At 70.4% G+C, this 15,234-nt stretch carries 2 protein-coding genes; both read right to left on the bottom strand.

The features are described from left to right. Positions 1 to 11 precede the first annotated feature (11 nt). Positions 12 to 1,709, bottom strand: a complete 1,698-nt coding sequence (locus tag NS331_RS01280; protein ID WP_058640213.1) for a ShlB/FhaC/HecB family hemolysin secretion/activation protein — start codon at positions 1,707 to 1,709, stop codon at positions 12 to 14. A 40-nt stretch (positions 1,710 to 1,749) separates the two neighbouring features. Further along, positions 1,750 to 15,225 (bottom strand): YDG domain-containing protein, encoded by a 13,476-nt coding sequence (locus tag NS331_RS01275; RefSeq protein WP_058640212.1) that lies wholly within the window; start codon positions 15,223 to 15,225, stop codon positions 1,750 to 1,752. Positions 15,226 to 15,234: the final 9 nt, after the last annotated feature.

The following is a 15,234-nucleotide window of genomic DNA, read 5'->3' as shown; positions in this document are numbered from 1 at the left end:
CGCCGGGGCCCTCAGAAGCGCCAGCCGCCGGCCAGCCAGAGGCGCGGACGGCGGTCGGGGGCGGTCAGCGGCGCATCGCCTTCGCGCCAGGCGATGCTGGTGCGGGCATAGAAGTCCTTCCACTGGCCCTGCAGGCCCACGCCGTAGCCGCGCAGCGTCTGGTGGTTGCGGCCGGCCGCGTAGGGGTCGTGGCTGAAGCGGGCGCCGCCCGCGTCGTAGAACACCATCGCCTGCACGCCGGGCACCACGTCGTGGCGTAGTTCCAGGTTGAGCAGCCAGCCGTCGTCGCCCACGCCTTCGCCCTGCGGATAGGCACGCACGCCGTAGGCGCCGCCGACGACGAACTTTTCGGACGAGTCCAGGTTCTTGCGTGCCATCTGGCCCGAAGCCTGCACGGCGAAGGTGAAACCGGCCGGCAGGGCCTGCAGCCGGCTGGCGCCGAGCTGCAGCTTGGAATAGCCGCCGGCGGCACGCGGCCCGGCGGCGTCGAAGGCGGCGGCCGCGGGCGTGTCGATGTCGAGGCGGCCGGCCGTGGCGGCCACGCGCCAGGTGCTGTAGCCGCCACCGCCCAGGGCGTCGGCCAGGTCGCCGTAGGCTTCCAGCGTGCCGACCCGGGCCTTCTTGTCGGTCTGCGAGGACGTCAGGCCCACGCGGTCGCGCAGGTTGCGCGCCTCGACCGAGCCGGCCAGCCACACGTTCTGGTTCAGCCCGCGCAGCAGCGGCCAGCTGGCGTAGGCGCTGGCGGTGTTGGCCGTGCCGCTCGCATCCAGGTTGGCGAATTCGCGGCCCAGCTCGTAGCGGGTGGTGCTCAGCGCCACGCCGCCGCGCAGGCCGTTGCGGCCCAGCGGCAGGTCGTAGGCGATGCGGCCGGACAGCAGGTCCTGGTCGGAGGCGGTGCCCCGCAGGTCCAGCCGGTCGCCGATGCCGGTCAGGCTGTTGAAGGTCACGCGCGCATTGGCGCGGTTCTGGCCGGTGTAGCGGTTGCCGTGGTTGTCGAGCGAAAGGTCGCCATCGACCCGCTTGCCGGGCTCGGCCTCGACCACCAGGTCCGACGTGCCCACGCGCGCGCCGGGCTTGAGGTTGCCGCTGACGTTGCCCACGCCAGGCAGGTCCGACAGCAACAGCAGGGTGCGGTCCATGGCGTCGGCCACGATGGGCTTGCCGACCAGGCCCTGGGCCTCGACGAAGCCGGCCAGCACGTCGGTGCGCACCTGGCTGCGGTTGTCGAAGCTGAAGGCGGTGAGTTCGCTCTCGAGCACGGTGATGGTGACCACGCCGTCGGCCACCTGCTGGGCCGGCACGAAGGCGCGGGCCACGATGTAGCCGTGCTGGCGGTAGAACTGGGTGATGCGCTGGGCGCCCTGGCGCAGGGCGCCCAGGCTGGCCTGGGTGCCTTCCAGCGGCGCCACCAGGGCATGCACCTCGGCCGCGTTCAGCTCGCGCACGCCGTCCACGCGGATCTGGCGGACCAGGAAGCGCTGACCGATGTCGGCGCTGGTGTCCGTGTCGGCCGGCACCGTGAGGGTGGCACTGCCGCGCGGCGGCACGTCGATGGGCGGGCGCAACTCGCGCAGCACCTGGCCCGCATCTGGCGGCGCCACGGGCTGTGCCAGAGCGGGCAGGGCGGCCGCGGCCGCGAGGGTGACGAGGACGGCGCGGCCGACACGCGAAAGGGTGGCGCTGGGGGCGGCGCTGAAGGAATGGCTCATGGCGAAGACAGTCGGGAAATCCGTGGAAGGGGGCGGGGGCTCACTGCGGCGCGTCGCGGTCGGAACCGCGCACGCCGGCGGGCAGGCGGATGCCGCCGTCCGCCACGCTGAAGGTGCGGCGCTGCAGCAGGTTCTCCGCCGTGTTGGTGCTGACGACGGTGGCCTGGCGGGCCTGGGCGGTGCCCTGGCGGTTGCCGCCTTCGTCGCTGCCCTGGCTCACCTGGCTTTCGATACCGGGCGTCGGCACGCTGGCCGCGGTGTAGGCCGAATTGACGGCCGACGCATAGCTCGGCGTCGTGGTGGTCGCGTCCTGCACGGTGCCGACGGCGCCGACCACCTCGCCGGTGTAGAGCCTGTAGTTGGCCAGCCGGGTGGTGCCGTCCGCGCGGTAGTCGCCGGCGGAAAGCGTGGCGTACACCGCCTTGCCCGTGCCCGTGGACGCATCGGCATAGCGGCCCTGGGGCTGGACGACGCGGATGAAGTCGCCGAGCACCAGATTGCCGATGGCGTAGTTGCTGCTGTCCAGGCTCGCGGCGGTGCCGCCGTCCTGCGCCTTCGCCACCGTGCCCTGCAGGGCCACCAGCAGCGGCCGCGGGTTGACGTCGGCGGTGGTGGTGGCATTGCCGGCCGTGCGGTAGTTGGCCGCGTCGGCGCCCAGCAGGGTGATGCCCGTGACGGTCACCGCCTTGCCGGTGCCGGCATCGCGGTCGGCCAGCACGGCATTGCCGGTGGCGGCCACGCTGTCGCCGGCGACGACGCCGGAGGGGCTCAGGCGCACGGCCACGGCGGTGCTGCCGTCGTAGACCTTGTCCACGCCCGCGGCGGCCACGGCGATGGTCTTGGCGGCCACGTCGGCGCTCGTCGTGGCGGTGGTGCTGCTCAGCCTGTAGTTGCCGGCGTCCGCACCGCTGGCCGCGATGCCCGTCACGCTCACGGCCTTGCCGGCGGCGGCGTTCTTGTCGGCGAAGCGCGCCGTGCCGCTGAAGCTCAGGCTGTCGCCGGCCACCACGCCGCCGCTGGCCAGGGCCACGCTGGCGTCCGTGCTGCCGTCGTACACCTTGTTCACGCCGGTGGCGGCCACGGTGATGGACTTGGCCGTGACATCCGCCGTGGTGGCCGCCGTGGTGTTGATGGCGTAGTTGCCCGCGTCGGCGCCGCTGGCGCGGATGCCGGCGACGCTGACCGTCTTGCCGGTGCCGACGTTCTTGTCGGCCAGGGTGGCGGTGCCGGTGAAGCTCACCACGTCACCCGCCACGACGCCGTTGCTGGCCAGGTCGGCCGTCGCCGCGGTGCTGCCGTCGTAGACCTTGCCCACGCCGGTGGCCGCGACGGTGATGGCCTTGGCGGCCACGTCGGCCGTGGTGCTGGCCGTGGTGTTGATGGCGTAGTTGCCGGCATCGGCACCGCTGGCGGTGATGCCCGCCACGCTGACCGTCTTGCCGGTGCCCACGTTCTTGTCGGCGAGCGTCGCGGTGCCGTTGAAGCTCACCACGTCACCGGCCACGATGCCGTTGCTGGCCAGGTCGGCCGTCGCCGCGGTGCTGCCGTCGTAGACCTTGTTGACGCCCGTCGCTGCCACGGTGATGGCCTTGGCGGCGATGTCCGCCGTGGTCGCGGCCGTGGTCGCGGCCAGCACGTAGTTCCGGGCATCGGCGCCGGCGGCGGCAATGCCGGTCACGCCGATGGCCTTGCCCAGGCCGGCATTCTTGTCGGCGAAGCTGGCGTTGCCGGTGAAGCTCACGCTGTCGCCCGCCACCACGCCGCTGCTGGCGAGGTTGGCACTGGCGGCGGCCGTGCCGTCGTACACCTTGCCCACGCCGGTGGCGGCCACGGTGATGGACTTGGCCAGCACATCCGCCTTGGTGGTGGCCGAGGTGTTGATGGCGTAGTTGCCCGCATCGCTGCCGCTGGCCGTGATGCCGGCCACGCTCACCGTCTTGCCCGTGCCGACGTTCTTGTCGGCGAGCGTCGCGGTGCCGGTGAAGTTCACCACGTCGCCGGCCACGATGCCGTTGCTGGCCAGGTTGGCGGTGGCGCTGGTGGCGCCGTCGTACACCTTGTTCACGCCCGTGGCCGCGACGGTGATGGCCTTGGCCGTCACGTCGGCGGTGGTGCTGGCCGTGGTGTTGATGGCGTAGTTGCCCGCATCGGTGCCGCTGGCGCGGATGCCGGCCACGCTGACCGTCTTGCCCGTGCCGACGTTCTTGTCGGCGAGCGTCGCGGTGCCGGTGAAGCTCACCCCGTCGCCGGCCACGATGCCGTTGCTGGCGAGGTTGGCGGTGGCACTGGTGCTGCCGTCGTACACCTTGTTCACGCCCGTGGCCGCGACGGTGATGGACTTGGCCGTCACGTCGGCCGTGGTGCTGGCGGTGGTGTTGATCGCGTAGTTGCCGGCATCGGCACCGCTGGCGCGGATGCCTGCCACGCTCACCGTCTTGCCCGTGCCCACGTTCTTGTCGACCAGCGTGGCGGTGCCGGTGAAGCTCACCGTGTCGCCCGCGACGACGCCGCTGCTGGTCAGGTTGGTCGTGGCAGCGGTGGCGCCGTCGTACACCTTGTTGACGCCGGTGGCCGCGACGGTGATGGCCTTGGCCGTCACGTCGGCGGTGGTGCTGGCGGTGGTGTTGAAGGTGTAGTTGCCGGCATCCGTGCCGCTGGCATTGATGCCTGCCACGCTCACCGTCTTGCCGGTGCCCACGTTCTTGTCGGCCAGGGTGGCGGTGCCACTGAAGCTCACCGCGTCACCCGCCACGACGCCATTGCTGGCGAGATTGGCCGTGGCGCTGGTGGAACCGTCGTACACCTTGTTGACACCCGCGGCAGCCACCGTGATGGCCTTGGCCGCCACGTCCGCCGAGGTGGTGGCCGTGGTGTTGATGGTGTAGTTGCCGGCATCCGTTCCGCTGGCGGTGATGCCCGCGACGCTCACGGCCTTGCCGGTGCCCACGTTCTTGTCGGCGAGCGTTGCGGTGCCGTTGAAGTTCACCACGTCGCCGGCGACCACGCCGTTGCTGGCCAGGTTGGCGCTGGCGGCGGTCGACCCGTCGTACACCTTGTTCACGCCGGTGGCGGCCACCGCGATGGCCTTCGCCGCCACGTCGGCCGTGGTCGAGGCGGTCGTGCCCGTGAGCACGTAGTTGCCCGCATCCGCGCCGCTGGCGCCGATGCCGACCACGCTCACGGCCTTGCCGGTGCCCACGTTCTTGTTGGCGAAGGTGGCCGTGCCGCCGAAATTGACGGTGTCGCCCGCGAGCACGCCGCTGCTCGACAGCGTCGCGTTGGCAGCCGTGCTGCCGTCGTACACCTTGTTCACGCCGGCCGCGGCCACGGTGATGGCCTTGGCCGTCACGTTGGCCGTGGTGCTGGCCGTGGTGTTGATGGCGTAGTTGCCCGCATCGACGCCCGAAGCGCTGATGCCTGCGACGCTCACGGTCTTGCCGGTGCCGACGTTCTTGTCGGCCAGCGTGGCGGTGCCGGTGAAGCTCACCGCGTCGCCCGAGACCACGCCGCTGCTCGCCAGGTTGGCGCTGGCCGCGGTCGTGCCGTCGTACACCTTGTTCACGCCGGTCGCGGCGACGGTGATGGCCTTGGCCGTCACGTTGGCGGTGGTGCTGGCGGTGGTGTTGATGGCGTAGTTGCCTGCATCGACGCCCGAAGCGCTGATGCCCGCGACGCTGACGGCCTTGCCGGCGCCGACGTTCTTGTCGGCCAGCGTGGCGGTGCCGGTGAAGTTCACCACGTCACCCGAGACCACGCCGCTGCTGGCGAGGTTGGCCGCGGCAGCGGTGGAACCGTCGTACACCTTGTTCACGCCGGTGGCGGCCACGGTGATGGCCTTGGCAGTGACGTTGGCGGTGGTGCTGGCCGTGGTGTTGATGGCGTAGTTGGCGGCATCGGTGCCGCTGGCGCTGATGCCGGCCACGCTCACCGTCTTGCCGGTGCCCACGTTCTTGTCGGCGAGCGTCGCGGTGCCGGTGAAGTTCACCAGGTCGCCGGCCACGATGCCGTTGCTGGCGAGGTTGGCCGTGGCGCTGGTAGCGCCGTCGTAGACCTTGTTCACGCCGGTGGCGGCCACGGTGATGGCCTTGGCCGTCACGTCGGCCGTGGTGCTGGCCGTGGTGTTGATGGCGTAGTTGGCGGCATCGGTGCCACTGGCACTGATGCCGGCCACACTCACGGCCTTGCCCGTGCCGACGTTCTTGTCGGCCAGCGTGGCGGTGCCGGTGAAATTCACCACGTCGCCCGAGACCACGCCGTTGCTGGCGAGGTTGGCCGTCGCCGCGGTGCTGCCGTCGTAGACCTTGTTCACGCCGGTCGCGGCCACGGTGATGGCCTTGGTGGCGATGTCCGCCGTCGTCGTCGCCGTGGTGGCCGTCAGGGCGTAGTTGGCCGCATCGCTGCCGCTGGCGCTGATGCCGGCCACGCTCACGGTCTTGCCGGTGCCGGCGTTCTTGTTGGCGAAGGTGGCGTTGCCGCCGAAATTGACGGTGTCGCCCGCGAGCACGCCGCTGCTCGACAGCGTCGCGTTGGCGGCCGTGGTGCCGTCGTAGACCTTGTTCACGCCGGCGGCGGCCACGGTGATGGCCTTGGCTGTGACGTTGGCGGTGGTGCTGGCGGTGGTGTTGATGGCGTAGTTGCCCGCATCGATGCCGCTGGCGCTGATGCCGGCGACGCTCACCGTCTTGCCTGTGCCGACGTTCTTGTCGGCCAGCGTGGCGGTGCCGGTGAAGCTCACCACGTCGCCCGCGACCACGCCGCTGCTCGCCAGGTTGGCGCTGGCCGCGGTCGTGCCGTCGTACACCTTGTTGACGCCGGTAGCGGCCACGGTGATGGCCTTGGCCGTCACGTCGGCCGTGGTGCTGGCGGTGGTGTTGATGCTGTAGTTGCCCGCGTCGGTGCCGCTGGCGGCGATGCCCGCAACGCTGACGGTCTTGCCGGTGCCGACGTTCTTGTCGGCCAGCGTGGCGGTGCCGGTGAAGCTCACCACGTCGCCCGAGACCACGCCACTGCTGGCGAGGTTGGCGCCGGCCGCGGTCGTGCCGTCGTAGACCTTGTTCACACCGGTGGCCGCCACGGTGATGGCCTTCGCCGTCACGTTGGCCGTGGTGCTGGCCGTGGTGTTGATGCTGTAGTTGCCGGCATCGGTGCCGCTGGCGGCGATGCCCGCCACGCTCACGGCCTTGCCGGTGCCGACGTTCTTGTTCGCCAGCGTGGCCGTGCCGGAGAAGTTCACCACGTCGCCCGCGACCACGCCGCTGCTGGCCAGGTTGGCGCTGGCCGCGGTCGTGCCGTCGTACACCTTGTTCACGCCGGTGGCGGCCACGGTGATGGCCTTCGCCGTCACGTTCGCCGTGGTGCTGGCCGTGGTGTTGATGCTGTAGTTGCCGGCGTCGGCACCGCTGGCGGCGATGCCCGCGACGCTGACGGCCTTGCCGGTGCCGACGTTCTTGTCGGCGAGCGTGGCAGTGCCGGTGAAGTTCACCGCGTCGCCCGAGACCACGCCGCTGCTGGCCAGGTTGGCGCTGGCGCTGGTGCTGCCGTCGTACACCTTGTTGACGCCGGTGGCGGCCACGGTGATGGCCTTGGCCGTCACGTCGGCCGTGGTCGAGGCGGTCGTGCCGGTGAGCGCATAGTTGGCCGCGTCCGCGCCGCTGGCACTGATGCCGGCCACGCTCACGGCCTTGCCGGTGCCCACGTTCTTGTTGGCGAAGCTGGCGGTGCCGCCGAAGTTGACGGTGTCGCCCGCGACCACGCCGCTGCTCGACAGCGTGGCCGCCGCGGCCGTGGTGCCGTCGTACACCTTGTTCGTGCCGGCGGCGGCCACGGTGATCGCCTTGGCCGTCACATTCGCCGCCGTGGTGGCGGTGGTGCCCGAGAGCAGGTAGTTGCCCGCATCCGTGCCGCTGGCGCCGATGCCGGCGACGGTCACGGCCTTGGCGGTGCCCACGTTCTTGTCGGCAAAGCTGGCGGTGCCGCTGAAGTTCACCACGTCGCCATTGACCACGCCGCTGCTGCTCAGGCTGGCGCTGGCGGCCGTCGTGCCGTCGTAGACCTTGTTCACGCCGGCCGCGGCCACGGTGATGGTCTTGGCCGTCACGTTGGCGGTGGTGCCGGCGGTGGTGTTGATGCTGTAGTTGGCGGCATCGGTGCCGCTGGCGGCGATGCCGGCGACGCTCACCGTCTTGCCCGTGCCCACGTTCTTGTCGGCCAGCGTGGCGGTGCCGGAGAAGTTCACCACGTCGCCCGAGACCACGCCGCTGCTGGCCAAGTTGGCCGTCGCCGCGGTGCTGCCGTCGTAGACCTTGTTCACGCCGGTGGCTGCCACGGTGATGGCCTTGGCCGTGACGTTCGCCGTAGTACTGGCCGTGGTGTTGATGCTGTAGTTGCCGGCGTCGGCCCCGCTCGCGGCGATGCCCGCGACGCTGACGGCCTTGCCGGTGCCGACGTTCTTGTTCGCCAGCGTGGCCGTGCCGGAGAAGTTGACCACGTCGCCCGACACCACGCCGCTGCTGGCCAGGTTGGCGCTGGCCGAGGTCGTGCCGTCGTACACCTTGTTCACGCCGGTGGCGGCCACGGTGATGGCCTTGGCCGTCACGTTGGCGGTGGTGCTGGCGGTGGTGTTGATGGCGTAGTTGCCGGCATCGACGCCCGAAGCGCTGATGCCCGCGACGCTCACGGCCTTGCCGGTGCCGACGTTCTTGTCGGCCAGCGTGGCGGTGCCCGTGAAGCTCACCGCGTCGCCCGAAACCACGCCGCTGCTGGCCAGGCTGGCGCTGGCATTGGTCGTGCCGTCGTACACCTTGTTCACACCGGTGGCCGCCACGGTGATGGCCTTGGCGGCAATGTCCGCCGTCGTCGCGGCGGTGGTGGCGGTCAGCGTGTAGTTGCCCGCGTCGGTGCCGCTGGCGCTGATGCCCGCCACGTTCACCGCCTTGGCCGTGCCCGCATTCTTGTTGGCGAAGCTGGCGGTGCCGCCGAAGTTGACGGTGTCGCCCGCGATCACGCCGCTGCTGGCCAGCGTGGCGCTGGCGGCGGTCGTGCCGTCGTAGGTCTTGTTGACGCCCGTCGCGTCCACGGTGATGGCCTTGGCCGTCACGTTCGCGGCGGTCGTCGCGGTGGTGGCCGACAGCACGTAGTTGGCCGCGTCCGCGCCGCTGGCGCCGATGCCGGCCACGCTCACGGTCTTGGCGCTGCCCACGTTCTTGTTGCCGAAGCTGGCGGTGCCGGAGAAGTTCACGACGTCGCCATTGACCACGCCGCTGCTGGCCAGGTTGGCCGTGGCGGCCGTCGTGCCGTCGTAGACCTTGTTCACGCCGGTGGCGGCCACGGTGATGGTCTTGGCCGTGACGTCGAGGGTGCCGGACGCGGTGGTGCCGGCCAGCTGGTAGTTGCCGGCATCCGCACCGCTGGCGCCGATGCCGACGACGCTCACGGTCTTGCCCGTGCCGACGTTCTTGTCGGCCAGGCTGGCGGTGCCGGAGAAGTTCACCACGTCGCCGCCGACCACACCGCTGCTGCCCAGGGTGGCCGTGGCGGCCGTCGTGCCGTCGTAGACCTTGTTGACGCCGGTCGCGGCCACGGTGATGGTCTTCGCCGTGATGTCGCCGCTCAGGCTCTGGCCCGCCAGGACGTAGTTGGCGGCCCGGCCGCCGTTGTTGCCATCGGCCAGGCTGTAGCTGGCACTCACGGCCTTGGCGGTGCCCACGTTCTTGTCGGCGAAGTTGCCGCTGGCGCTGACGACGACCATCTCGCTGCCCACGAAGCCCGTGACGGTGCCCACGTTGACGGTGGCCGTGGCGTTGCCGTCGTAGGTCTTGGTCGCGATGCCGGAGCCCGTGACCGTCAGCGTCCGGGGCGTGATCGTGGCCGTCAGGCCCGAGGGCTGCACCAGCTGGTAGTTGCCGGCGTCCGTGCCGGTGGCGGTGTAGCCGCTGACGGCCACGGCCTTGTTGACGCCCGCGTTCGCATTGGCGAAGGCGCCGGTTCCCGTGCCCGAGATCGCGACCAGGTCGCCCGCCAGCGCCGTGGCCGTGGCGGTGCCGGAGAGCGTGGCGGCGGCACTGCCGTCGTAGGTCTTGTTGTTGGCCGAAATGCCGCTCACGTTCAGCGCGCGCGGCGTGACGGTGAGCGACTGCGCGAAGGGCGCGTACTGGTAGCCCAGGCTGTCCGTCAGCGTGCCGTTGAGCGTGTAGGCATAGCTGCCCACCTGGCGGAACCCTGCGCTGGACAGGGTGCCCGCCGGCGCCAGGGTGAAGCTCTGCGAACCGGTGAAGGACGACAGCGTGTCGCCGTCGATCATGCCGCTGTAGTTGCTGGCGCCGAGTGTGGTGGCGGGCTCGGCGCTGCCGTACACCATGGTCGTGGTGCTGGGCGTGACGCTGATCACCGGCGCGACCGAATACAGGAACCAGTTGCCGCTGCCGGCGTAGCTGGGCGTGGCGCCCGCCACATAGGCCTGGTTGTAGTGCTTGCTGTAGCCCGTCATGCCTTCGGTGCTGGCCGCGGGGTCGGTCGAGTAGACGAAGTAGCGGCCTGCGGCGGAGATGCCGGTGCTGCCCTTGTTGTTGATGAAGTTGCGGCCGGCCGCCAGCACGACATTGCCGGCGGTGGTCGTCGTGACGCTGCCGGTGCTGGCGATGGTCAGGTCGGCCGCGCTGCCGCGTGCCTCGACCGTGATGGCGTTGCTGGAGGCGCGCATGGCGCCGTTGAGCGTCACGCTGCCGGCGGCGACATTGATGGCGCCGTAGGACGTGGTCCCACCTACGCCATTCAAGGTGAGTGCCGCATTGGCGCCGCCGCCGTCGGCGGTCGTGTCGATCGTGAGTGCGACGGCTCCGGCGGAGTTGGCGTTCAGCGCGATGTTGCCCAGCAGCAGCCGGCCGGCGGCGTTGGTGCCGCCGGCGCGGTCGGTGGTGATGGTGTAGGTGCTACCGCGAGTCTGCATGTTGCCAGCCATGCCGCTCAGGTCGATGTCGCCGCCATTGGTGCTCAGGCCACCTGTGGCCGTCAGTGCACCGGCGGCATAAGTCTGGCTGCCCTCCGTGGCCACGGCGGCGTTCAGCGAGATTCCCGAGGCGATGCTGCCGCGCGTGTTGATGCTCAGGCTGTCCAGGTAGTAGCCGCCGGCCATGCCCGCGCCGCCATTGAGAACAACCGCTCCGCTGGCGTTGCCGACACCGGTGGTGATGGTCAGGCCGGCGCCCGTGGTGGTGGCCGAGACGGCACCGAGTGTCACGCCGCCAGCGCCCGAGCCGAGGCTGCCGATGGTGTTCATCCTCACGCTGCGAGTCAGCCGCACATCGCCGTTGAGGCTGATGGACCTGGCGTCCGCATACAGGTCGCCGTACAGGGTGATGTTGCGTCCGTAGTAACTCTGGCTGCCGGTGCCACCGTAGTTCGCGCTGGTGCTCACGGCGGACAGGCTGATGTCGCCGCTGGTGCCGTTTGGGCTGCGTGTGTCCACCAGCAGGCTGGCCAGGCTCAGCGGGTTGCTGGCGCTGTTCTGCGCGAGCAAGCTCACGTTGCCCCCGTTGCCGGTGAGGAAGTTCGTGGAGGCGTTGAAGTAGGTCTGGCCAGTGCTGTAGGACGTGCCGGATCTCAGGCTGGCGCCGCTGAAGCTGATGTTGCCGGCCGACGCGGTGTTGCCTTGCTCCGTGTCGATGGTGACGCCGTTGCCGTTGCCCAGGTAGGTATTGCCCGCCGACGAGAAGTCGCCCTTGAGCAGGATGCTGCTCGCGCCGCTGGAGCGGGAAGCCAGGGAGACGGTGTTGTCGCTGGCTGTCGTGGCGCCGGTGGCATTGAAGGACAGGCCGGACAGGTAGTTGCCGGCCCGGTTGTCGACGTTGCTCGGCGCATAGATGTAGCCGCCCTGCGCGGCGGTGGAGCTGGAATCCACCGTCAGCGAATAGCTGCCGCCGGAGGAGGAGACCGACGACGTCGCGTTGCTGTAGTCGCCATACAGGTAGATGGTGCCGCCGATGCCGGTGCGGCCCACATTGCTGTCCACCAGTACGGACTTCAGCAGGTCCACGCCGGCGTAGCCGTACAGCGTGATGTCGCCGCCGATGGTGCGGATGTCGCCGTTGAGCTTGAGGAGGCTCGACGGGCTGGCGCTGCCGCCCGCACTCAGCGTGTAGCTGCCGGTGCCCAGCGAGTTGCCGTCGGTCTGGATGCTGCGCTGGCCGGCCGTCAGGCTGAAGTTGCGGTTGTTGGCCGCCACGTTCACCTTGGTGGCGTCCACGCTGACCAGGCTGCCGCTGTCGCTGAAGTTGATGTCGTCGGGGCCCGCCAGATCGATGGCCACGTTCTGCGCGGCGCTCGCCGAGCCCAGGCTCAGGGAGATCGTCTTGAAATGGTTCTGGCTCAGCTCGTGGATGGCCACGTTGCCCTGCTGCGTGCCCACCGACAGCGTGTTGTTGCCCGTGCCCGCGCCCTGCGCGATCTGGATGTCCTTGCCGCCGGCGCCGATGGTGCTGGCCGCCGGCGTCGGATAGTTCTGCACGCTGAAGCTCACGTCGCCCGCGGTGATCTGCGCAACGGGCGCGCTGGCGTTGTAGCTGTTGGCCGCGGCGATGATGCCGGTCGCGTTGTAGATGGGAATGACCAGCGAGAAGCTGCCCGCGCCCAGGTTCACCGCGTTGTCGCCCAGCACGAAGCCGCCGGAACTGGCGGTCATCTCGAGGTAGCGCGGTTTGGACGTCGTGCGCGTGGTGTCGATGCCGTTGGTGGCGAAGAAGGTGGAACCGTCCGTGGGGCCGCCCGAGATCGTGGGCAGCACGACGTTGTTGCCGTCGCTCGCATAGACGATGCGGTCGCCGCCTGCGTACAGGATGTGGTGCGTGCCGACGTCCTTGACGTTCATCAGCTTCACGTAATTGAACGAGTCATCCACGATCTTCAGGAAGGTCGAGCCGCCCGAATTGGTCACCATCAGGCTGCTGTCCGTGTAGCCCATCGTGGTCGCGAGCTCCAGCGGACGTGCCTGGGTGCCCACATCCCGCGCGTTCAGGCGGATGTCGCCGGAGAGGATGTCCGCGACGCCGTTGCCGGCCGCCGCGCTGGCGAGCGTGGTGCCCGATGCGGAGAAGTAGCCGTCGCCCGTTTTCACCGCGTTGTCGGCGAAGCTCATGCTGGGGGCGGACAACTCCACGCTGGTGGCGCGGCCGCCGGCGCCCACGGTGTTCACGTCATCCGTCGCGACGGCCAGCACGCCGTTGGCATCGTTGCGCAGCAGCAGGTGGCCGGTGCCGTCGTGGCCGGTGCCGCCGAAGTCGCCCATCAGGCGGATGTCCTGCGTGCTGTTGGCCTGCGAACTCACGTTGACCGCGACCGTGCTGAACACCTGGTTGCTGCCCATCTGGCTCACGTAGGAACTGCCGGTGGTGTTGTTCACCGTCAGCGTCTGGTAGGCGTCGCCGGCGGTGTCGGTGCCGATCTTGATCGGGTTGGCGCTGCTGCCGATGGTGCCCGCCTGCAGCGTGGTGCTCACCTGCGTGCGGATGTCCGCCACCGTGGGGTCGGTGTTGGTGCTGGTGATGGTGCCGGCGGCCAGGTTGATGGCGATGCCGCGCTGCGAGAAGGCGGTGGGCGTGGTGGTGTAGTAGGGGCTGTAACTGCCGCTGCTGCGCAGGCTCCCGGCGGCCAGGGAGATGGTGCCGTTGACCCGCGCGTCGAGCATGCCGCCGTTGGTCTGGATGAAGCTGCCGGCCGCCATGGTCAGGTTGTTGCCCTGGGCCGTGACCGTTTCGCTGCCGCCCGTGCCCGACAAGGCGCCGACGTAGACGTTGCCGCCGCGCGTGGTGATGCTGCCCGTCGCCCCGAAATTCACGTTGCCCGTGGCACCGGGGGTGAGCACCACGTTCAGGCGGTTGCCGTAATAGGCGCTGTCGGTGGTGTTGGCGATGGCGGCGTTGACGTTGATGTTGTTGGCCGCCTGCAGCGTGAGCGTCGGGCCGACGTAGGACGCCGTGTTGTTGACGGTGATCGGCGCCGCGACGGTGATGTCGCCCGCCGAGGTGCCCGTCGTGCCCGTCGTGATGGTGACGCTGGTGCCCGCATTGAGCGAGGCGTTGATCGAGCTGGCCAGGATGACGGAGTCGGCCGCCGGCACGTAGTTGGCCGAATAGGCCGTTCCGCTGGCGCCGCTGGATGCGATCGTCACGTTGCGCGGGTCGAGCAGCCAGGCGCCGCCCTTGCCCGCCGGCGCCGTGGTGTCCACGCTGCCGACGGCCTGGAGTACGTCCTTGGAAGACGTCTCCACCTTGCCGCCGTCGCCGCCGCCCGCGCCGCCGCGCGCGGCGATGCTGCCGCCGAAGGCCGTGTAGTCCTGCGACCAGAGCACCGCCGTGCCGCCGCTGCCCTGCTGGCGGGCGCTGACGTCGATGGAGGCGCCCGGTGCCATCGTCACCGTCGAGGCATTGGCGATGTCGGCATCCTGGCCCTGCCAGCCACCGCCGATGCGCACCTTGCCGCCGCCGGTGGCGCCCGAGGCATCCACCGCCGCGCCGGCCTGCAGGTGGACCGCATGGCCGCTCACGGCCACCGCGCCGCCCTGGCCGCCGGCGGACGACACGTCGACGCGGCCCGACACGTTGACCTCGCCCGTGCGGGCGTCGCCGCGCAGCTCGACCACGCCGTTGCTGCTGTCCACGCCCTGCGCCTCGATGATGCCGGTGTGGTTGACGACCGCGCGGGCCACGGCGTCGGCCGCGTCGGCCGTCAGCGCCACGCGCCCGCCCGGCGCCTGGATCAGGCCGTGGTTGGCCACCAGCGCGTTGAGCGTGCCGCGGTCCACCGAGAAGCCGGCCAGACCGGCGCCGTTCAGGCGCACCGACACCGCATCGGCCGCGGCCAGCCGCACGTCGCCCCCCGGCGCCTGGATGCTGCCGCTGTTGATGACCTGGGCGCCGATCAGCGCCACGTAGCCGCCCTGGGCCGCGCGCAGCGAGCCCTCGTTCACGACCGTGCCCGTGCCGTTGCCGCTGAAGCTGAACTTGCCGTTGGCGAAGTCGGTGGTCGAGATGTCCCGCGTGGTGGCCAGCAGGCCGGCGGTGCTCACCTGCGCGCCTTTGCCGAAGAGGATGCCGTTGGGGTTGACCAGGAACACCTGGCCGTTGGCCTGCAGCGTGCCGTAGATCTGCGTCGGGTCCTGGCCCAGCACGCGGTTGAGCGCCACGGCGGCGCTGGAGGGCTGGACGAAGTGGACCGTGTTGCCGGCGCCGATGCTGAAGCGCTGCCAGTCGATGGCGGCCGCCTGCGTGTCCTGCCGGATCGTCATGACCGCGCCGGACTGCTGGATGCTGGCGCTGCCGGTGGTGACCTGGCCGCCGGATGGAAGGCCCGGGTCGGCCGCGGAGGCGCTGCCGATCAGCGTGGCGAGCACGGTGGCGGCCAGCGTGGTGGCGCCCCGCTTGCCGCGGGCGCGCGTGCGCTCGGGAGCGGGCACCCACGCCTGGAACTTGTCGCTCCAGACGAGCGAGAAGGCACGGTTGAGGGAGGCGTGGCGGTGAATAGACATGGTTTGACC

Origin of the sequence: Pseudacidovorax intermedius (genome assembly GCF_001476815.1) — a bacterium.
Taxonomy (GTDB): domain Bacteria; phylum Pseudomonadota; class Gammaproteobacteria; order Burkholderiales; family Burkholderiaceae_C; genus Xenophilus; species Xenophilus intermedius_A.
This window is presented reverse-complemented; position numbering and strand designations above follow the sequence as displayed.

Coding starts and splice junctions, on each gene's coding strand:
- NS331_RS01280 (WP_058640213.1), bottom strand. CDS start 1,709: ATGAGCCATTCCTTCAGCGCCGCCCCCAGCGCCACCCTTTCGCGTGTC.
- NS331_RS01275 (WP_058640212.1), bottom strand. CDS start 15,225: ATGTCTATTCACCGCCACGCCTCCCTCAACCGTGCCTTCTCGCTCGTC.